The organism is Priestia sp. VA7, from assembly GCF_055710015.1.
In genome coordinates this window covers 1-272 of record NZ_JBVQPN010000062.1, presented here as the reverse complement: position 1 = coordinate 272, position 272 = coordinate 1, and the positions used below count along the sequence as shown (strand labels likewise).

The 272-nt window shown below is 50.7% G+C and carries 2 tRNA genes; both read left to right on the top strand.

What is annotated here, in order from left to right:
- Positions 1–40 precede the first annotated feature (40 nt).
- Positions 41–122 (top strand) — tRNA-Leu (locus AC0C45_RS30185).
- Positions 123–145: 23 nt separating this feature from the next.
- A tRNA-Gly gene (locus AC0C45_RS30180) sits at positions 146–220 on the top strand.
- Positions 221–272 lie beyond the last annotated feature (52 nt).

The following is a 272-nucleotide window of genomic DNA, read 5'->3' as shown; positions in this document are numbered from 1 at the left end:
AAGGTTCGAGTCCTTCATGGCTCACCATTTATATTCACACGCGGGTGTGGCGGAATTGGCAGACGCGCTAGACTTAGGATCTAGTGTCTTACGACGTGGGGGTTCAAGTCCCTTCACCCGCATCTTTCATTAATTTCATATATGTGCGGAAGTAGTTCAGTGGTAGAACACCACCTTGCCAAGGTGGGGGTCGCGAGTTCGAACCTCGTCTTCCGCTCCACATATATAAGTCCTGCCGGGGTGGTGGAATTGGCAGACACACAGGACTTAAA